Origin of the sequence: Methylobacterium sp. ME121 (assembly GCF_000974725.1) — a bacterium.
Lineage (GTDB): Bacteria > Pseudomonadota > Alphaproteobacteria > Rhizobiales > Beijerinckiaceae > Methylobacterium > Methylobacterium radiotolerans.
Window position 1 is genome coordinate 461,028 of sequence record NZ_BBUX01000001.1, and the last position, 18,974, is coordinate 480,001.

An 18,974-nucleotide genomic window follows, 5' to 3' on the forward strand; every position below is an offset into this window, starting at 1 on the left:
CTCAGCGGTCCAGCGCGCGGTCGAGACCCGCGAAGACGCGGTCGTAGGTCGCCGCGAGGCGGTCGAGGCGCGGCGCCAAGCCGTCGGCCGAGCGGCGGTGGAAGGCGCGGGCGAGCTGGAACTGGAAGGCCTTGGCCTCGCGGCTCAGATCCGCCGCGGCCGCGGCGGCCGGCGCGAATCCGTCGGCCTCCCGGTCTTCGAGCCACGTGAGATGGCTGGCGAGCATCTCGAAATTGGCGCCGAGCTGGCGCGTCGTGTTGAAGGCGTAGGCGTGGAACACGCTGAGCGGCCGGACGACCAGATCCCCAGCGGTCGCCGCGAGGGCGTCGCGGAACGCCAGGACGGGGTTGCGCCGGGGTGCGCGTGCGCGATGCCGGACGAGCAGTTCGCGCGCCACCGTCGGCAGCTCGGCCGTGCCGAGCGGCGGGGCGACAGTCTTCACGAACTCGGCGTAGGGCGGCAGCGTCGCCGGCCCGAAGATGCCGCCGTAATCGTCCCCCGAGAGCCGGAAACGACCCGCATTGTGCAGGTAATCGAGTTCCCGGGCCGCCGGATCGAGGGCCAGGATGCCGATCGTGGTCTTGCCGTGCTCGCGGCCGTAGGTGGTCCCCTGCGTGTCGGGCAGGTAGATCGCGTCGACTTCGACCAGGACCGGCCGGCCGGCGGCGGCCTGGATCTCCGCGTGGTTCTCGAGGCCGCCGTAGACCGCGAGTTCCAGCACTTCCAGACCGTAGAGGCGCTCGATATCGCCGGTCGGCGGCTTGAAGAAGGTGAACTGGTCGCCCTCGAAATCCTGCCGCAGGGTGAAGCCCAGCATCGCCTCCGGCACGAGGCCGCGGCCGTGCAGGAGCTCGATCCAGAGGTCGACGTAGCAGTTCGTCTCCGGCCAGTCGCGGCCGGAATCGTGGAGCGGGTGCGGGACGTGGGGTCCCGCGGCTCCGAGACCGACCGGCAGGCGCAGAGCGGCGGTCACCGCCTCAATCCCACAGCTCGGCGCGCACGGCCTCCGGCCAGGCGGCGAGATCGAGCCCGTGGTGGCGCAGGAGCGCCAGGGTGATCCGCTCCAGGCCGAATCCGACGCAGGCCGTGTGAGCGACCGCGCCGTCCGCCTGGCGCAGCTCCCATGTGCTGCCGAAATGGTCCTGGTGATAGTTGAAGCTGAGGCAGGCCGTCGGCTTGTCGACGCTGTTGACCGGGACGTTCAGCTCGAACTTCAGCCCCTGAGCCCGCTGGTTGTTGGCGAGCATCCGGCCGGCGCGGCCGAAGAACGGGTCGTTGGCCGCGTCGATGGCGAGGGGCAGACCGAGGGCGCGCATCATGGCCGTGCCGCGCTCGAGCCAGGTTTCGCGGAAGGCCAGAACCTGCTCGGGGCTGCCCATGCGCACGTACTCGCGCATCCGGAAGAGCTGCATCCGGGTCGGCTCCAGCGACGGCTCGCGCCGGAAGCAGTAGGATTGCAGGTCGAACAGGCGGCCCTCGGTCGGCAGCGCGCCCCGCGCGGCGGCGACCGGATAGACCGGGTAGCAGGCCGCGGGCGTCAGCACGACGTCGGTGGCCTCCTGCTGGCCGGTCCAGTCGGTCCCGGCCTCGAGGCAGGCGAGGATCTCGGCGTGTCCGCGCGCGTCGCCGCAGAAGCTGTGCACGGTCCCGGCGAGGTTCGGGAAGCCCTTGAGATAGCCGCTGCGCTCGAAGGCCGGGCGGCTCATGGCCGGCGGGAACCGCAGCACCTCGGCCCCCTCGGCGGCCCCGAGGCGCGTGATCATCCGGTCGAGGGCGTCGACGACGCTCTCGAAGCCGCCGCTGCGGCCGTAGAGGCCGTCGACGCCGGTCCGGACGAGCAGGCCGCGGTCGAACAGGCGGTCGAGGAAGGTCGGGCCGCCGGCCGGCTCGTCCTCGAGCAGGACGACGTCGCCGGCGGGAGAGGAGATCGATTCCATCACGCACTCATGAGCTGGCCGCTGCCCTTCTGCACGAGCAGGAGCTTGGCGGTGTTGGCGAGGATGCGGTCGTTGCCGATCATCAGCGGCGCGGAGAGGACGTCGCGCAGCGGCCGTCCCAGGCTGAAGGGCGTGTCGTTCCGGTAGCCGGCGAGACCGACGATCGCGAGCGCCCGCCGCACGATGTCGACCGCCATGTCGGAGACGGTGACCTTCAGATTGTTGAGCATCACGCAGAAGCCGACGGAGCCGATCGTGTCGGCGTCCCCGTGGGCGTCCTCGAAACGGCGTAGGGCCGACGCGATGGTGCCGCGCATGGCCTGGTGCGCGTTGGAGACCTCGGCGAGGCGCGTCGCCGTCGGCGGCACCTGCCCGGGCCGGCGCCGCGCCTCGGCCTGCACGAAGGCGCGGGCGCGATCGACCGCGTAGGTCGCGATCCCGTACCAGACGCTGCTCCAAAGCAGGTGCGAGGAGGCCAGCATCGACTGGGCGGCGATCTCCGCGAACGGCTTCGGCAGGATCTGCTCGACCGGGACGTTCCGGGCCTCCAGGCGGAAGCCCTCGCTGCAGGTCCCGCGCATGCCGAGGGTGTCCCAGTCGCCCGTGCGCACGAGGGAGACCTGGTCGGCCATCAGCGCGACGAGGACCTGATCGGACGTCGCCGCGTCCGGATGGCGCCGCGCCGTGGCGAGGATCAGGTCGGCGTGGGCGCCGTAGGAGATCACCGACGCGTCCTTGCCGAGGGCGAAGACCTCGCCGTTGGTTTCCACCGCGCAGAGGCTGTTCCGGAGGTCGCCGCCGATGCCCGCCTCGGTGGTCGAGGAGGCGACCAGCAGTTGCTCCCGCGCGATCCGCTCCATCAGGCGTCCGTGCCAGGGGCTGTCCAGGCCGTGGGTCACGAGGCTGGACACCTTGATGTGGTGCATCGCGAAGGTCATCGCCGCCGCGCTGCAGGCCTGCCCGAGCGTGCTGCACAGCTCGGCGATCTGCACCAGCCCGGCCCCCTCGCCGCCGAGCTGACCCGGGATCTGGAGGCCGAGCAGGCGCTCGGCCTTCATGGCGGCGACAGCCTCCACGGGGAAGCGGCCTTCGCGGTCGACGGCGTCGGCGTGGCGCGCCGCCACCGCCGCGGCCCGCTCGGCGCGCGCGGCGAGCGTGCTCATGCGGCTTCCTGCTGAATCAGGGAGGAGACGGCCTCGCGGATGGCGCGGATGGACGAGAACGACTTCCGATTCAGGAGCTCGTCGGGGAACTCGATGCCGAAGCGCTCCTCGAGGCCCAGCATCAGCTGAACCGAACCGAACGAGTCCAGGCCGAGATCGAACAGGCTGTCATCCTCGGAGAGGTGATCCGCCTTCCCTGCGAAGGCTTCGTTCGAGCCGAGAATCTCACGGATGTCCTGAGCGATGTTCAAGGCGGAACTCCTTATTCCAGTTGTCGAGACGCTATTGAACCGATCGGCCCGGCGTCAAATTATCTAATGATTAATAGTAAATAGCGGCTGGCACTGGGCAGAACGGGGTGGCGCACTGTGCAAGCGGGAGATCCGTGCGGCCGGCGTCCCACATTTGACGGCCGCCTCTTTACGATCACTTTCCAGCTCTTGATTTCGTGATCTTCCGTCCAGAGATTTCGCGGATCTAGCAACTCATGCGTGTAATCGCTCCGCCTGAGCTTAATTCGAGACCCGGAGCCATTTAGGACGTTTCGGGACTCGTCGTGACGCGGTGGGGCCATCTCGGCCATAAGGGCGCGATGTCGCCCGTCTCGGGCGGGCCCAGCGATCAGCCGGCGCGCGATGATCTACAACCTTCAAATCCTGCGCGCCGTCGCCTCGTACCTCGTCTTCCTCACGCATTTCGGCCTCTATGTCGGCCCCGTCCTGCCGCGGCCTGACCTCTTCGCCTTCGGGGCGAGCGGCGTCGACGTGTTCTTCGTGCTCTCCGGGTTCATCATGTTCGTGAGCACGAGCGGGCGCCGCGAGAGCCCGGGGGAGTTCCTGCTCCGCCGCGCCTCGCGCGTCGTCCCGGTCTACTGGATCGTGACGATCGGCCTGGCGTTGATCGCGCTCACCGGGCTGAGGCCCATCGGGATCGTGGAGATCCGGACGGATTACGTCGTTCAGTCCCTGCTGTTCCTGCCGTTCTCGCGGGGTGGTTTCATCGAGCCGCTGAACTCCGTAGGCTGGACCCTCAATTACGAGATGTTCTTCTACGTGGTTTTCGCGGGATTGCTGCTGGTGCCCAAGCCCGCCGTCCGGGCGCTCGGCGCAGCCGCGGTCTTCCTCGCGCTGATCCTGCTCGGATTGCTGCCGGCGTCGGGCCTCTACTGGGCGTACTACACCAAGCCGATCCTGATCGAGTTCGCTGCCGGCATCGGGCTGGGCTACGCCTACCTGAGGCTCGGAGTGTTGCCCGCAGGCTTCCCCGCCCGCCGCGTCGCCGGCGCGGTCGTCGCGGCCGCGGTGCTGCTCATCCTCGGCGGCCAGGTCGTCACCGAGGCGCTCGGCGCCAGCCCCGAACTGTCGGGGTTCGCCCGCCCGCTGGTCTGGGGTTTCGCGGCCGTCCTGATCGTGGGCGCGATGCTGCTGCTGGAGCGGGCCGGCATCGTGTTGAAGTCGCGCTGGCTGCTCTCGCAGGGCAATGCCAGCTACTCCTTCTATCTGGTTCACAATCTGCTGCTGCACAGCGCCGCCAAGATCGCGGCGCTCGTCGTCGCGCCCGGCATCGCGCGCGCTGTCCTGATCTTCGCGATCGCGTTCCCAGCGGCGGTGGCCGCGGGGGAGTTGCTGTTCCGGTATGTCGAGGCGCCGGTGATCGCGGCCCTGCGGCGCCGGCTCGACCGGCGCCCCTCGCCGGGCCCCCTGCCCGCCCCGATCGCCTCGTAGATCGCGGCGTCGAGTCCGCAGGCAACCCCATTCCGGCGGCGCGGCGAGCTCCTGACCTTAACGTTAATCGTTCGCAAAAATTAAGTTTACACGTCAGGTTTAAGGCTCGAATCAGCACTATTTTCGATAGTTGCTGGCGCGGTGACCCCTTTTTTAGAGATCACGTCTCTATTACCCTCACGTGTGTGCCTACGCTCGCTGTCAGAGGCGGGGCCGGCAGGACGGAATGCATTTTCCAGCGTCCGGCGCACCGACGAGGAAGCTGTGATGCGCGTCGCGATTGTTCACGACTGGTTGTATATCGTCGGTGGCGCCGAGCGTGTCCTCGAGCAGCTGCTGCGGATCTATCTGGACGCGGACGTCTTCGCCCTCTTCGACTTCCTGCCCGACGCAGACCGGGCGCGGCTGGGCTACACGCAGGCGCGGACGAGCTTCATCCAGCGCATGCCCTTCGCGCGGACGCGGCACCGCAACTACCTGCCGCTGATGCCGCTCGCGATCGAGCAGTTCGATCTGTCGGCCTACGATCTGGTCATCTCGAGCAGCTACGCGGTGGCGAAGGGCGTCCTGACCGGGCCCGACCAGCTCCACGTCTCCTACATCCACTCGCCCATGCGTTACGCCTGGGACATGCAGCACACCTACCTGCGGGAGAGCGGCTGCGACGCGGGCATGAAGAGCCTGCTCGCCCGGCTGATCCTGCACCGGATGCGCGTCTGGGATTTCCGCACGGCGGCCGGTCCCAACGCGATCGTGGCCAACTCGGCCTTCGTCGCCCGCCGCATCCACAAGGTCTACGGCCGCACCGCCGAGGTCATCCACCCGCCGATCACGCTGCCGACCCTGCGGTACGACGGCCCGCGCGCGAACCACTTCCTCGTGGCCAGCCGCCTCGTGCCCTACAAGAACGTCGAGGCGGTGATCCGCGCCTTCGCGCTGCTTCCCGATCTCGAACTCGTGGTGGCGGGCTCCGGGCCGGATGCCGCGCGGCTGCGCGAGATCGCGGGGCCCAACGTGACATTCTCGGGCTTCGTGCCCGACGCGGAGCTGCGCCACCTCATGGCCACGGCCCGCGCCTTCATCTTCGCGGCCGAAGAGGATTTCGGGATCATCGTGGTCGAGGCCACGTCGGAGGGCACGCCCGTCCTCGCGCTGGGCCGCGGCGGTGCCCGCGAGACGGTCCAGACCCGCGGCCCGCAGCGCACCGGGATGTTCTTCGACGTGCCCGAGCCCGAGGCCATCGCCGAGTGCGTCCGGCGCTTCCTGCTGCAGGAGAGCCACTTCACCCGCGAGGCCTGCTGGGCGCAGGCCGAGACGTTCTCGGCCGAGCTGTTCCGCAGCCGGTTCTCGAACTTCGTCGATGACCAGATGGCCCTGCACCGGGCCGCCTGCGAGACGCGCCCGCGGATCGTGCCGCGCCTCGAAGCCGTCGGCTGAGGGCAGATCGCATGTCCTTCCTGACTGTCGATCTGGCCGACCGGGCGCCGGTCCGGGCCCTCCCCCAGGAGCCGGCGCGCGGCGGTCCGCTGGCCGCCGCCCTCGCGCGGATCTGGCATCGCCGGACCCTGTTCCTGGCGGTGTTCGCCGCGGTCCTCGGCCTCGCCGTCACCGCGCTGCTGATGATCCAGCCGCAATACGTGGCGAGCGGCTCGGTGATCGTCGCCGAGGCCGAGCCGGGCGCCAACAACGCCTCGATGGCCTGGATCCAGAAGATCGGCGACCCGGCGGACATCGAGAGCCAGATCCTGGTGATCCGCTCGCCACGGCTCCTGCGCCTCGCCATCGACGACAACCTCGTCGCCGCGGTCCTCGCCGAGTGCCGCTACGCGGCGACCGGCGGTCATCCCGACCGGATCAGCGACAAGAAGGACGCCGCCTGCACAAAGCTCACGACCGACCGCAACGCGCTCGTCGAGTATCTGCAGAGGCGCTACACGGTCCTGAGCTCCGGCCGCTCGCGCATCATCACCATCGGCTACAAGTCGCCGCTGCCCGAGACGGCGCAGACCATGGCCAACGGCCTGATCAACGCCTTCCTGGAAGACCAGCGCGAGGCGCAGGCCTCGAGCCGCAAGGCGGCGGCCGACTGGCTGCACACCGAGATCAGCCAGCTGGACGCGTCGATCCGGGCCGACGAGACCCGCATCCAAACCTTCCGGCGCCGCAAGGGCCTGCTGAAGGGCTCGCTGGCCCCGATCAGCGCCGAGCGGCTCACCAGCATCAGCCAGCAGCTCGCCGCGGCCGAGACCGCCAAAGCGGACGCCGCCGCGCGGCTGAGCGAGATCGAGGCCAGGGGCGCCCGCGGCGCCGACAGCGCCCCGGCCGTCCTGGCGAGCCCGACCATCGTCTCGCTGAAGCAGCAGCTCAGCGGTGTCAGCGCGCAGCTCGCCAACCAGAGCACCCTGCTGGGCGCGAACCATCCGGTCATCCGGGCGCTCGAGACCGAGCAGGCGAGCCTGCGCGCGCGGATCGAGCAGGAGATCGGGAACGTCGCGCGGGGCCTGCGCAAGTCCTACGAGGCCTCGAGCACCCTCGCCAAGTCGCTGCGCGCCCAACTCGAGACCGCGAAGACGGACGCCGCCGCCGCCATGGACGACGAGGCCTCGATCGAGGGCATGGTGCGCAACGCCGAGATCAAGCGCACCCGCTACGCCGATCTGGTGAAGCGCGCGGGCGAGCTCGAGACCGAGCGGCGGATCCTCACCGGCAGCACGCGGCTGGTCAGCCTCGCCGAGCTGCCGCAGGAGCCGTTCTCGCCCAAGGCCGTGCCGTTCCTGGCGGGCGGCCTCGTGCTCGCCGGCGTGCTCGCCGCCGCCGCCGCGCTGCTGCGCGACTACACCGACCGGCGCGTGCGCACCTCGGCGCAGCTGATGGCGGGCACCGGCGCACCGGTCTTCGCGCAATTGCCGAGCCTGGAGACCGCCGGCCTCGTCGGCCGCTTCTCCGAGCGCCAGCGCGAGCTCGACCTCGCGGAGGCCCTGGCGCGGGCGCGGGTCTATCCGGTGATGCAGAACGTCCTGCGCAACCTGCACGCCCATCTCGTGCTGGCCGGCGCCGGCAAGTCCCGCGTCATCCTGGTCACCTCGGCGAAGCCGCGGGAGGGCAAATCCTTCACGGCCTTCGCGCTCGCCGGGATCGGCGCCGCCAGCGGCCGACGGGTGCTCGTGGTCGAGTGCGACCTGCGGCGCCCGAACTTCGAGGCCTCCCTCGGGCTCGGCCGCGGCGCGGGCCTCGGCGGCGTGCTCCGCGGCGAGATCGACCCGGCCGAGGCCGTTGTCCGGGCCGGACGCTTCGACGTCATCCCCGCGGGAACGCCGACGGCCGACTCGACCGAGCTCCTGATGGGCGACCGGATGGCGGACTTCCTCAAGTGGAGCCGCCGCTACGACCTCGTCCTCCTCGACACGCCGCCCACGAGTCTCCTGATGGACGCGCCGATGCTCGCCCGCCAAGTCGACGGCGTGCTCTGCTGCGCCCGCTACGGCCGCTCGCAGCTCTCCGACACCGTCGAGACCGTGGCGAACCTGCGCCGCGCCGGCGGACACGTCCTCGGGATCGCCATGACCATGGTCCGCCCGGGTATCCAGTCGACCTACGACGTGATGCCGCTTCCCGATCCCCGGGCGGCCGCGAGCGCGCGATGACCGACGTGCTTCCCGCCGAAGCGCTCGCCGAGCGCGGCCTCCTTGACCGGGTGCGGGCCACCCGCTCCGACGTCGCCGCTCGGCCGCGCGTCCTGTTCGTGAGTCACACCGGCACCATGTCGGGAGCCGAGCTGGTGCTCCGCGACGCCGTCCGGCCGTGGCCGGGCTCGACCGCGTTCCTGTTCGAGGACGGCGCCCTCACCGAGGCCCTGCGCGATCAGGGCCTGGAGATCCGCCTCGCGCGCCGACGGTCCGCCCTGGCGGGCCTCCGGCGCGATGTCTCCCCCCTGAGCGCGCTGCCGGTCCTGGGCCAGCTCGGCGCCCTGGCTCTCGAGATCGCCCGGGCGGCCCGTGTTTGCGACGTGGTCTACGCCAACTCGCAGAAGGCTTTCCTGCTCTCCGCCCCGGCGGCCCGCGCCGCCGTGCGTCCCCTGATCTGGCACCTGCACGACATCCTCGACGGCGCGCATTTCGGCCGGGCGCAGCGCGTCCTGCAGGTCCGGCTCGCCAATCTCTGCGCCGCCCGGGTGATCGTGCCCTCCGAGGCCGCCGCGCGGGCCTTCGTCGAGGCCGGCGGGCGCCGGTCCCTGATCCGCGTCGTGCCGAACGGCCTCGACGTCGACCCGGTGCCCTGCGGTGCCGCCGCCCTGCGCGCGGAGCTCGGCCTGCCGGACGGTCCCCTCGTCGGCGTCTTCAGCCGCCTCGCGCCGTGGAAGGGGCAGGACGTCCTGATCGACGCGCTGGCGACCCTGCCCGGCCTGCGCTGCGTCGTGGTGGGGGCGCCCCTTTTCGGCGAGGATGCCTACGCGGCGCATCTGCGCGACCTCGCGGCGCGGCGCGGCCTGTCGGACCGGGTCCTGTTCCTCGGCCAGCGCGACGATGTCCCCAGGCTGATGCAGGCGGTCGACGCGGTCGTGCACTCCTCGGTCGATCCCGAACCGTTCGGCCGTACCCTCGTCGAGGCCATGCTGGTCGGCGTGCCGGTGATCGCCACCGACGCCGGCGCGTCCGCCGAGATCCTCGACGGCGGCGCGGCCGGAACCCTGGTGCCGCCGCGGCGGCCGGACCGCCTCGCGGCGGCCCTGTCGGCGCTGTTCGCCGCTCCCGACGCCTTCAGGGCGCGCACGGCGCTCGCGCGCGAGCGGGCGCTGTCCCGTTACGGCGCGGACCGCATGCAGCGCGATCTCACCGACATCATCCTCCAGGTCGCCGGCCGGGCCTGACGGGCCCGCGTTTCCCTTTCCCGTTCGGAGCCGTCAGACCCGCCATGCCGCGCGTCCTCGTCAACATGCCGAGCCAGCATGCCGGTCGGCCGTCGGGCGTCGCGCTCGTCGCCTTCCGGGTGATCGCCGGCCTCGTCGCGCGCGGCACCTTCGCGGTGGTGCTGCGCTCCCCCTGGCGTCGCGATCAGCTGCCGGCGGCGATCCGCGACCGCGTCGAGGTCGTGACGGTGAAGCGGCCGCGGATCATGCTGCTCGACGTCCTGCGCCAGTGCCTCGCCGTCCCGCGGCTGTGCCGCGCCCGCGCCATCGACGTGGTGCTGAACATCGATCCCTACGGGGCGGCGTTCGGCGGCCGCGCCCGCGTCAGCGTCGTGCACGACCTCTATTTCCGCACGCTGCCCGGGCGCATCCGCTCCCGCGAGGCCCTGACCACCGACCCGATCTTCCGCCTGGTCCTCGGCAGCAGCGCCCGGGTGATCGCCGTCTCGGAGGCGACGCGGCGCGATCTGGAGCACCACTACCCGCGACTCCACGCCCGGACGCGGACCGTGCCGTCCGCGGCCATGCTCGACCCGACGGCGGGTGGCTCCGCCGCCGAGATCCCCGCGGGGCCGTACGTGCTCGCGGTCGGCAACGCCCTGTACAACAAGAACTTCGCGACGCTCGCGCGCGCCGTGGTCGGGCTCGGGCGGCCGGGACTCGGGATCGTCCACGTCGGCGAGGATCATGACGAGGCGATCGCAGGGGCGCTCGGCGGCGCGCCGGTCCCGCTGACCCGCCTGTCGCATATCGGCGACGACAGGCTGGCGGCCCTCTATCGCGGCGCGCTGTGCCTGTGTGTCCCGTCCTTCGCCGAGGGATTCTGCCTGCCCGTTCTGGAGGCGCAGGCCCTCGACTGCCCGGTGATCTGCTCGGACCGCTCCGCCACACCGGAGATCGCGGGCGCCGGCGCCCTCACCTTCGATCCCGCCGACGCGGCGGCGCTGACCGCGTGCCTGCGGCGCCTGCTGGACGAAACCGGGCTCCGGACCGCGCTGATCGCCCGCGGTCGCGACAATGTCCGGCGCTACGACTGGGCCGAAACCGCCCGCCGCTACGAGACACTGCTGCTCGACGCGCTGCGGGACGGCGCGACGGCGCGTACCGCCCGGGAGGTGCCGCATGCGCATCCTGCACCTTAGCTCGCTCTACGCGCCCGAGCAGGTCGGCGGCGCCGAACTGATGGTCGAGACTCTCGCCCGGACCCAGGCGGAGCTCGGCCACAACGTCGCCGTCGCCTGCGCGGCGCGGACCGAGGGCGGACCGGTCCTGCAGGACGGCGTCACCGTCTACCGGACCGGGTACGGAACGCCGTTCCACATCCTCGACTGGTCCCAGCGCGGGCGGGTCGACCGCCTCCGCTACAAGCTCGCGGCGCAGTGGAACCGCCACGCCCTCGACCGGATGATGCGGGCGGTCAGGGACTTCGCCCCCGACCTCGTCAACACCCACTCCATCTCCGAGCTGCCGCCGGCGCTCTGGCCGCTGCTTCGGCGACTCGGGGTGCCGGTCGTGCACACGCTGCACGACTTCACCAGCCTCTGCACCAACGGCGCCATGGTGCGCCACGGGCGTTCCTGCGCCGGCCAGCATCTCAAGTGCCGCCTCTACGCGGCGCCGCACCGGCGCTGCCAGCGCGCCGTGACGGCCGTCACCGCCGTGGGCTCGGACATCCTCGATCGCCACCTCGCCGCCGGCCTCTTCGCCCACGTGCCGCCGTCGCTGCGCCGAGTGATCTGGAACCCGATCCGGCCCGGTTCACCCGTGGCGCGGAGGCAGCGCGCGCCCGGCGCGCCGGTCCGGTTCGGCTATCTGGGCCGGATCGAGGGCGCGAAGGGCTTCGACGTGCTCCTCGAGGCCTGCCGACGCCTGCCGGAGGCGGGCTGGCGCCTCGCCGTCGCGGGCCGCGCCGTGGACGGGCTGGACCGTTACCGCACCCTGGCCGAGGGCCTGCCCGTCAACTTCCTGGGCTACGTGGAGCGCGACGCCTTCCTCGACGGTCTCGACTGCCTCGTGGTCCCGCCAGTCTGGCCCGAGCCCTTCGGCCGGACGGTGGCGGAGGCCTACGGGCGCGGCGTCCCGGTGATCGGCACCGCCACCGGCGGCATCGGCGAGCAGGTCGGGCCGGGCCCCTGGCTGGTCCCGCCGGGCGACGCGTCGGCGCTCGCCGCCGCGATGACCCGGATCGTCGCGGAGCCGGCCCGCCTCGCCGAAGGTCTCGCCCGCGCCGCCCGGATCCGCGCCGGCACCGATCCGGTCGCCGTCGCGACCGCCTTCCTCGACCTCTACGCCGCGACCCGCACCGAACCGCTTCCCGAGCTTTCCGCCCGCGCGGAGCGCCCGCATTTCAGCGAGTGCCGTCCATGATGACCCCCTCCCTGTCGTCGAACTACGCCCGGCTCCTGACCGAGGAGCCGCGCGCTCAGGGCCAGGACCGGCCGAGGGATCAGGCCACCGCGCGCGCGGTGACCGGACCGCTGCGGATCCTGCATCTGAGCGCCCTCTATCCGCCCTACATCGTGGGCGGCGCCGAGCGCTCGGTGGAGCATCTCGCCGAGGAACTCGTCGCGGCCGGCCACACGGTGGCGGCGGCCTGCATCGCGCGGGAGCCGGAGCCCAAGAGCGTGCGCGGCGGCGTCACGGTCTACCGCATGGCCCACCACAACGATTTCTGGCTGGAGGACTGGCCCCAGGCGAGCCGGTTCGGCCGCGCCTGGGCCAAGCTCAAGCAGCAGTGGAATTTCGCCGTGGCGGCCGAGTTCGGCCGCGTCCTCGACGACTTCCGGCCCGACATCGTCAACACGCACTCGCTGCTCGACGTCTCGACCCTCGTCTGGCGCGAGGCGGCCAAGCGCGGGATCCCGATCGTCCACACGGTCTGCGAGTACGACCTGATCTGCGGCAACGCCGCGATGTTCAAGGACGGCAAGCCGTGCGACCGCTGGCACCTCGGCTGCAAGGTGGTCAACGCCGCCAAGCAGATCACCAACCGGTCGGTGGACGCCGTCGTCAGCGTCGGCACCGAGATCCTCAAGACCCATGTCGACCACGGGTTGTTCGCGCATCTCGCGCCCGAGCGGCGCCGGGTGATCTTCTATTCCTGCACGGTTCCCGGGGGCGACCCGGAGGCACGGCGCCGGATCGACCGGACCGGCAGGCCGATGACGTTCGGATATCTCGGCCGGATCAACACCGAGAAGGGGGTCGGCACGATGATCGATGCCTTCCGGCGGATCGGTCCCGGCGACTGGCGGTGCCTCGTCGCCGGCCACGCGATGGACGACTCCATCGAGCGCTTCAAGGCGCGGGCCGAGGATCTGCCGATCGAGTTCGTCGGCTGGGCGAAGCCCGCCGAGTTCCTCAGCGCCGTCGACGTGCTGATCGTCCCCTCCTTCTGGGCCGAGCCGTCGCCCCGGACGATCTACGAGGCCTACACGATGGGCGTTCCGGTCATCGGGGCGGCCTCCGGCGGGATCCCCGAACTGATCGGCGAGGACAACGCCGACTGGCTGTTCACGCCGGGCGACGACGCCGACCTCGCCGCGCGGTTGCGGACGGTGATCGACCGTGGCCGCGGGAACCTGCCGGACGAGCGCGCCTTCCAGCACGTCATCCGCGAATCAACCTCGGAGCGCGTCGCCGAGAAGTATCTCGACCTCTACGCCGAACTCGTCGCCGAGCGTCGGGCGAGCCGCCCGTGACCGCCGCCGCGCCGGTCCTGTCGGAGGCCGCCGCCGCCGAGGAGGAGCCGGGGCTCGCCTCCGGCGCCGCCGTGACGCGCCGCTCGTTCGACGCCGCGCGCTGGGTGGCGGTCGCCTCCGTCGGCAACGTGACCTTGAGCTTCGGGGTTTTCCTCGTGCTCGCCCGCCTGATCGGGCCCGCCGAGTTCGGAATGGTGGCGATCGCGGCGGTCTTCATCGACATCCTGCAGATCGTCGCCCGCTGCGGGCTGCCCGACGCGGTGGTCCAGCGCGCCGACCTCGACGAGGACTTCGCCGCCACCGCCTTCTGGGTGATGCTCGCCACGGGCGCCGTCTGCGCCGCCGGCCTCGCGGCGCTGTCAGGCCCGATCGCCTGGATCTTCGACCTGCCCACGCTGCAGCCGGTCCTGTGCGCGCTCTCCGCCTGTTTCGTGATCACCGCCGCAGGCGCGATCCACGAGGCGCGGCTCCAGCGGAGCTTCGGCTTCCGCAAGCTCGCGCTGCGCGCGCTCGGCGCCAACATCCTCGGCGGGGCCGCGGCCCTCGTCCTGGCCCTCGACGGCTACGGCGTCTGGAGCCTCGTGGTGCAGCGGCTCGTCGCCGCGACCGCGACCACGCTCCTGACCTGGGTGGCGGCCCGCTGGATCCCGCCCCTGCGGCTCCACCTCGCCTCCGTGCGCGAGCAGATCGCCTTCGGCTCGCGGCTGTTCTGCACCTACCTGCTGCTCGTCGCCTCGATCCGGAGCCAGGAGGTGATCGCGGCCTACTTCATCTCCGCGACCGAGGTCGGCTATCTGCGCCTCGCGTGGCGCTGCATCGACCTCGTGAGCCAAGTGGCAGTGATCCCGCTTACCACGGTCGGGCTGACAACCTACGCGCGCCTCCAGGACCAGCCGGGCGAGTTGGCCGCGGCCTTTCACCGATTCGCCGAGGCCTCGGCGTTCCTCGCGGTGCCCGCCTTCTTCGGCATGGCGGCCGTGGCCCCGACCCTCATCCCGTTCCTGTTCGGCGACCAGTGGCACGACGCGGCGCCGGTGCTGCGGACGCTGGCCCTCCTCGCCCCCGAATTCGTCGCGACCTCGATGCTGTGGATGGTCTTCACGGCTCTGGGCCGCAACGGCACCGCCCTGCGGCTCGCCGGCGCGCAGTTCGGCCTGGGCGCCGTGGCGGCGCTCGTGAGCGCGCCCTTCGGCCTCGCCGCACTCGTCGCCGGGCACGTGGTGCGGGCCTACCTGTTCACGCCCGCGATCGTCGCCAGCGCCGGGCGCGTCGTCCCGGTCACCAACGGGCGGCTCGTGCGGCTCCTCGCGCCGATCACGCTCTGCGCCGGCGCGATGGCCGGGCTCGTGCTGCTCGTCCAGACCCCGATCCACGCCGCCTTCGGGGACCGGCTCGGCCTCGTCGCGGCCGTCGGTATCGGGATCGCGGCCTACGTGAGCCTCGCCTGGATCTTCATGCGCGACACGCTCCGCACGGCCGTCGGCCTCTTCCTGCGGCGCCCGGCCTGATCTGCACCCTCCGCCAACGATTGTGGGCGACACTGCCTGCCGGAGACCCCGCGGCCGGCAGGCGGCATCGGCGGCGGGTACGGGAGACGGTGCGGGGCGATGGCGGGACAGGCGTTGCCGATCGGAACGAGTGCGCCGGCCGCGTCCCTCTTCGCGGACCGCGTCGCCGTGTTCCTGCTCGGCGCCGCCCTGAACTTCAACGTCCTGACCTCGACCTTCGGGCTTCCGTTCCAGCGCCTGTCCGACCTGCTGCCGTTCCTGCTCATCCCCTGGCTGGGTCTACGCCGGGCCGTCGTGGCAGAGGCGGTGCGGCAGGCCGCGCCGCTGTCCGGAATCCTGGCGCTGATCGCGGCCTCGCTGGTGCTGAAGGCGCACAAGCAGGCGGGCGACGTCTACCTGACCCTCGTCCTGCTGCTCTACGTGGTCCAGGCGTTCATCCTGCTGGTGATGTTCCGCGACCGGCGCGTCGAGGACGCGTTCTGCGTCGGCCTGCTCGCCGGCATGCTCGCCTCCCTCGCCGTGCTGCTGCTCGCCGCCTCCGGCACGCAGCTCGACCGGCTCGGGCTCGCGGTCCCGACGGACGGGCTCGACGAGGAGCTGAAGCTGTTCGTGCAGGACAAGCAGGGCGGCCTCTGGGCCTCCGGCAACGAGACCGGCCACGTCTTCGCGCTGGCCGGGGCCGCGGCTCTGCTGCTCAGCCTGCGCTATCACCTCAAGATCATCTACCTCGCCTACGTCGCGGCCCTCCTGGCGAGCTTCCCGTTCACCAACAACCGCGCCGGCCTGTTCATGCCGCTCCTGTTCCTCGGCCTGGTGATGCGGCGGAACCTCAGGGCGTACGCCGTGCTGGTTGCGCTCGGCGTCCTGGGCGTCCTGCTCGTGGCCTGGGCAGTGACGGGGGAGATCCCGCTGCCGGGAACCCTGTCCCAGGCGATCGAGCGGCGCTTCGCCGGGGACCACAACGTCACGGGCAATTTCGACGAGCGGTTCCTGTCCGGCGTGACCGCGCTCCAGCTCGTCGCCGAATACCCGTTCGGCGTCGGCGAGGTCGCTAGGCGGGAGGAGCTGCAGGCGCTGACCGGCCTCGTCACGCCCCATAACGGCTTCGTGTCTCTGGCGCTCCAGAGCGGCATCGCCACGGCGCTGCTGCTCATCGCAGGCCTCGGGCGGATCCTGCTGGCGCCCGCCGCCTTCGGGCCGTTCCTGACCTACAGCGCGGTGTTCCTGATCCCGTCGCTGATGTTCGAGGAGCTGTCGGTCAACCAGTACTTCCTCTTCTTCATGGGTTTCATTCTGGCGTCCCTCGCGCTGCCGCCGGACCGCGCGCCATCGGCCACGAATTAGGGGCGGGCCGCGCCGCACCGCGGCGCGGCCCGCTCGGTCACCGCATGACGAAGGGGTTCTCCGGCGCGTCGCGGCTCGTGGAGATCCAGACGCTCTTGGTCTCCAGATACTCGCGGATCGACTCGATCCCGCTCTCGCGGCCGATGCCCGAGCGTTTCATGCCGCCGAACGGCATCATGTAGCTCACCGCCCGGTAGGTGTTCACCCAGACGGTGCCGGCGCGGAGCCCCTTCGACATGCGCATCGCGCGACCGATATCCTGGGTCCAGACGCCCGCCGCGAGCCCGTAGATCACGTCGTTGCCGACCTTCAGCGCCTCGGCCTCGTCCTCAAAGCCGATGATCGACAGCACCGGGCCGAACACCTCCTCCTGGGCGATGCGCATATCGTTGGTGACGCCCGTGAAGATCGTCGGCTCGACGAACTGGCCGCCGAGCACGCCGGGACCGGAGGCGGGATTGCCGCCGAACACGCAGCGCGCACCCTCGCTCTTGGCGAGCGCGATGTAGTCAAGCACCTTCGTGTACTGGGGCGGCGTCGTGATCGGCCCGATGTTGGTGTCGGCCTGCATCGGGTCGCCGAGCTTGGCGGTGCGGGCGAGCTCGATCAGGCGCTCGGTGAATTCCTGGCGGATGCTGTTCTGCACCAGCAGGCGCGATCCCGCGATGCAGGTCTGCCCGGTGGCCGCGAAGATGCCCGAGATCGCTCCCGCGGCGGCGGCCTTCAGGTCGGCATCGGCGAAGACGATGTTGGGCGACTTCCCGCCGAGCTCCAGGGATACGCGCTTGATCTGCCGCGCGGCCGCTTCGTAGACTTTCGCCCCGGTGACGTCGGAGCCCGTGAAGGTGATCTTGGCGACGTCGGGATGCTCGACGATGGCGGTGCCGGCCTCACCGCCGAAGCCGGTGACGACGTTGAACATGCCGTCGGGCAGCCCGGCCTCCTTGGTCAGGCGGGCGAATTCCAGCGTGCTCGCGGACGCGAACTCGGACGGCTTCACCACGACCGCGCAGCCGGCCGCGAGCGCGGGGGCGCATTTCCAGGCGACGAACAGGAGCGGCGAGTTCCACGCCGTCAGCGCCCCGACCACGCCCACCGGCTCGTGCCGGGTGAACGCGAAGGTCTCGGGCTTGTCGATCGGCACCTGCGCGCCCTCGACCTTGTCGGCGAGACCCGCGTAGTACCACCACCATTCCGGCTGGTAGCGGGTCTGGCCGTACATCTCCGCGAAGAGCTTGCCGTTGTCGCGGACCTCGACTTCGGCGAGTGCCCTGGCTTCGCGCTCGACGAGATCGCCGATCCGGCGCAGGACCTTGCCGCGGGCCGAGGCCGTCATGGTGGCCCAGGGGCCGTCCCACATGGCGCGCTTGGCGGCGGCCACCGCCCGGTCGACGTCGGCGCGCCCGGCGCGCGGGATGCGGGCCCAGGGCTCGCCGCGATAGGGGTCGATGGACTCGAACCACGAGCCCTCGACCGGATCGACCGATTGCCCGTCGATGTAGAGCTGGTAGGTCTTCACGGCGCGCCTCTCCGTTCAGGGATGCGCGCCATATGGACCCGGAGCCCGCCGGCGGCGAGCCCGACGGCTCAGGCGTTGGCGCTGAGGCGCTTGATGTCGGCGTCGACCATCTCGGTGATCAGCGCCTCGAGGCTGGTCTCGGCCTCCCAGCCGAAGGTCGCCTTGGCCTTGGCGGGGTTGCCCAGCAGCACTTCGACCTCTGCCGGCCGGAACAGCGCCGGGTCGACGATCAGGTGGTCGTCCACCTTCAGGCCGACGTGCTTGAACGCGATCTCGCACATGTCGCGCACCGTCGTGGTCCGGCCGGTGGCGATCACGTAATCGTCGGGGCGGTCCTGCTGCAGCATGAGCCACATCGCCTTCACGTAGTCGCGGGCGTGGCCCCAGTCGCGCTTGGCGTCGATGTTGCCCAGCCGCAGCTCCTTCTGCCGGCCGAGCTTGATCCGCGCCACCGCGTCGGTGACCTTGCGGGTGACGAACTCGACGCCGCGCAGTGGGCTCTCGTGGTTGAACAGGATGCCGTTCGACGCGTGCAGCCCGAAGCTCTCGCGGTAGTTGATGGTCATCCAGTGCGCGTACAGCTTGGCCACGCCGTAGGGCGAGCGCGGGTAGAACGGCGTCGACTCGCTCTGCTTGGCCTCCTGGATCAGGCCGAACATCTCCGAGGTCGAGGCCTGGTAGTAGCGCGCCTGGGGCGCCGCCGAGCGCAAGCATTCCAGCATGTGCACCGCGCCGAGGCCGGTGACCTGCCCGGTCAGCAGCGGCTGCTGCCAGGACGAGGTCACGAACGACTGGGCCGCGAGGTTGTAGATCTCGTCGGGCTTGGCCGCCTGGACGATGCGCAGCAGGGCGGACTGGTCGAGCAGGTTGCCGTCGACCAGCTCGACATCGTCGAGGATGCCGAGCCATTTCAACCGGTGATCGAACACGCCGGCATGGCTGGAGCGCCGCACGATGCCGGTGACGGCGTAGCCCTTCTGCAGGAGCAGCTGCGCCAGATACGCGCCGTCCTGGCCCGTCACTCCCGTGATCAGCGCTCGCTTGGCCGTCATGAACCCGTCCCGTCCCGAAGATGCCCGGCTGCTACGACCGCAACGGGCCGCGCGTCAAGGCGAGGTGTCGACATCAGTATTGTGCCAAGCAAGCGGAGCCGGAAGGGCACATCACCAGAC

Annotated in this window: 15 protein-coding genes; 9 read left to right on the forward strand and 6 right to left on the reverse strand. The window is 71.1% G+C overall.

Annotated elements, in window-relative coordinates:
* Nucleotide 1 precedes the first annotated feature (1 nt).
* From ME121_RS01995 to ME121_RS02010, 4 genes are read right to left on the reverse strand one after another with little or no spacing between them, the layout of a single operon-like run.
* Entirely contained in the window at nt 2-973 is a 972-nt protein-coding gene (locus ME121_RS01995) for a DUF1839 family protein (protein WP_059408247.1), read from the reverse strand.
* Nucleotides 974-977: 4 nt separating this feature from the next.
* Complete coding sequence (locus tag ME121_RS02000; RefSeq protein WP_012317210.1) at nt 978-1,937, reverse strand: amino acid--[acyl-carrier-protein] ligase; 960 nt, start codon at nt 1,935-1,937, stop codon at nt 978-980.
* A complete protein-coding gene (locus ME121_RS02005) occupies nt 1,937-3,100 on the reverse strand; it encodes an acyl-CoA dehydrogenase family protein (protein ID WP_012317209.1) in 1,164 nt (387 codons plus the stop codon). The genes ME121_RS02000 and ME121_RS02005 overlap by 1 nt, the downstream gene beginning before the upstream one ends.
* Entirely contained in the window at nt 3,097-3,345 is a 249-nt protein-coding gene (locus tag ME121_RS02010) for an acyl carrier protein (RefSeq protein WP_199825845.1), read from the reverse strand. Before ME121_RS02010 ends, ME121_RS02005 begins: the two co-directional genes overlap by 4 nt.
* Nucleotides 3,346-3,735: 390 nt before the next feature.
* Here ME121_RS02010 and ME121_RS02015 point away from each other — a divergent pair, with 390 nt between their 5' ends.
* From ME121_RS02015 to ME121_RS02055, 9 genes are all read left to right on the forward strand, one after another.
* Entirely contained in the window at nt 3,736-4,824 is a 1,089-nt protein-coding gene (locus ME121_RS02015) for an acyltransferase family protein (RefSeq protein ID WP_059408248.1), read from the forward strand.
* Between the two features lie 267 nt (nt 4,825-5,091).
* On the forward strand, nt 5,092-6,261 hold the full coding sequence (locus tag ME121_RS02020) for a glycosyltransferase (protein ID WP_059408249.1): 1,170 nt from the start codon (nt 5,092-5,094) through the stop codon (nt 6,259-6,261).
* 11 nt (nt 6,262-6,272) lie between these two features.
* Nucleotides 6,273-8,468: a GumC family protein gene (locus tag ME121_RS02025; protein WP_029360463.1), complete on the forward strand. Its 2,196-nt coding sequence runs from the start codon at nt 6,273-6,275 to the stop codon at nt 8,466-8,468.
* On the forward strand, nt 8,465-9,691 hold the full coding sequence (locus ME121_RS02030; RefSeq protein WP_179239931.1) for a glycosyltransferase: 1,227 nt from the start codon (nt 8,465-8,467) through the stop codon (nt 9,689-9,691). Before ME121_RS02025 ends, ME121_RS02030 begins: the two co-directional genes overlap by 4 nt.
* Before the next feature lie 44 nt (nt 9,692-9,735).
* Entirely contained in the window at nt 9,736-10,872 is a 1,137-nt protein-coding gene (locus tag ME121_RS02035; RefSeq protein WP_029360461.1) for a glycosyltransferase family 4 protein, read from the forward strand.
* Entirely contained in the window at nt 10,853-12,097 is a 1,245-nt protein-coding gene (locus ME121_RS02040; protein ID WP_029360460.1) for a glycosyltransferase family 4 protein, read from the forward strand. The genes ME121_RS02035 and ME121_RS02040 overlap by 20 nt, the downstream gene beginning before the upstream one ends.
* A gap of 110 nt (nt 12,098-12,207) precedes the next feature.
* A complete protein-coding gene (locus tag ME121_RS02045; protein ID WP_029360459.1) occupies nt 12,208-13,431 on the forward strand; it encodes a glycosyltransferase family 4 protein in 1,224 nt (407 codons plus the stop codon).
* Nucleotides 13,428-14,939 (forward strand): lipopolysaccharide biosynthesis protein, encoded by a 1,512-nt coding sequence (locus ME121_RS02050; protein ID WP_059408250.1) that lies wholly within the window; start codon nt 13,428-13,430, stop codon nt 14,937-14,939. Before ME121_RS02045 ends, ME121_RS02050 begins: the two co-directional genes overlap by 4 nt.
* Nucleotides 14,940-15,053: 114 nt before the next feature.
* A complete protein-coding gene (locus ME121_RS02055; RefSeq protein WP_245337751.1) occupies nt 15,054-16,283 on the forward strand; it encodes an O-antigen ligase family protein in 1,230 nt (409 codons plus the stop codon).
* Between the two features lie 37 nt (nt 16,284-16,320).
* Here ME121_RS02055 and ME121_RS02060 read toward each other — a convergent pair whose 3' ends face one another.
* Together ME121_RS02060 and gmd are read right to left on the reverse strand one after the other, a co-directional pair.
* Complete coding sequence (locus tag ME121_RS02060; RefSeq protein ID WP_012317198.1) at nt 16,321-17,802, reverse strand: aldehyde dehydrogenase; 1,482 nt, start codon at nt 17,800-17,802, stop codon at nt 16,321-16,323.
* A gap of 68 nt (nt 17,803-17,870) precedes the next feature.
* The gene (gene gmd, locus ME121_RS02065; RefSeq protein WP_012317197.1) at nt 17,871-18,854 is read right to left on the reverse strand and encodes a GDP-mannose 4,6-dehydratase; all 984 of its coding nucleotides are present in this window, start codon (nt 18,852-18,854) and stop codon (nt 17,871-17,873) included.
* Between the last annotated feature and the right edge of the window lie 120 nt (nt 18,855-18,974).

Excerpts from the sequence above, each read along its gene's own strand:
- ME121_RS02000 (WP_012317210.1), bottom strand. The coding sequence starts at position 1,937 with ATGGAATCGATCTCCTCTCCCGCCGGCGACGTCGTCCTGCTCGAGGAC.
- ME121_RS02005 (WP_012317209.1), bottom strand. The coding sequence starts at position 3,100 with ATGAGCACGCTCGCCGCGCGCGCCGAGCGGGCCGCGGCGGTGGCGGCG.
- ME121_RS02015 (WP_059408248.1), top strand. The coding sequence starts at position 3,736 with ATGATCTACAACCTTCAAATCCTGCGCGCCGTCGCCTCGTACCTCGTC.
- ME121_RS02020 (WP_059408249.1), top strand. The coding sequence starts at position 5,092 with ATGCGCGTCGCGATTGTTCACGACTGGTTGTATATCGTCGGTGGCGCC.
- ME121_RS02025 (WP_029360463.1), top strand. The coding sequence starts at position 6,273 with ATGTCCTTCCTGACTGTCGATCTGGCCGACCGGGCGCCGGTCCGGGCC.
- ME121_RS02030 (WP_179239931.1), top strand. The coding sequence starts at position 8,465 with ATGACCGACGTGCTTCCCGCCGAAGCGCTCGCCGAGCGCGGCCTCCTT.
- ME121_RS02035 (WP_029360461.1), top strand. The coding sequence starts at position 9,736 with ATGCCGCGCGTCCTCGTCAACATGCCGAGCCAGCATGCCGGTCGGCCG.
- ME121_RS02040 (WP_029360460.1), top strand. The coding sequence starts at position 10,853 with ATGCGCATCCTGCACCTTAGCTCGCTCTACGCGCCCGAGCAGGTCGGC.
- gmd (WP_012317197.1), bottom strand. The coding sequence starts at position 18,854 with ATGACGGCCAAGCGAGCGCTGATCACGGGAGTGACGGGCCAGGACGGC.